At 69.1% G+C, this 324-nt stretch carries 1 protein-coding gene; it reads left to right on the top strand.

Features of this window, described 5'->3' with window-relative positions:
• On the top strand, positions 1-324 hold a 324-nt coding region (locus tag OXQ95_RS18660), incomplete at both ends, for a YDG domain-containing protein (RefSeq protein WP_267383142.1).

Genomic DNA, 324 nt, shown 5'->3' with positions numbered 1-324 from the left:
CACGGGCAAGACGGTCAGCGTCGGCAACCTGGCGCTGACCGGGAGCGACGCTGGCAACTACACCGTCAACGCGGATGCGAGCGCGGCGATCGGCAGCATCGCGGCCAAGGCGCTGACCGCCTCGCTGACGGGTGGCGTGGCGAAGACCTATGACGGCACGACGGCGGCGACGCTGACGGGTGGCAACTATGCGCTTACCGGTGCGGTCGCGGGCGACGCGGTGGCGCTGAACAATCCCATCAGCGGCAGCTACGACACCAAGAATGTCGGCATCGCGAAGACGGTCAGCGTCGGCAACCTGGCGCTGAGCGGGAGCGACGCCGG

Source organism: Sphingomonas sp. GC_Shp_6, assembly GCF_026540835.1.
Classification (GTDB): domain Bacteria; phylum Pseudomonadota; class Alphaproteobacteria; order Sphingomonadales; family Sphingomonadaceae; genus Sphingomonas.
Note: the sequence above shows the minus strand (reverse complement) of the source record. Positions and strands in the feature narration are given on the sequence as shown.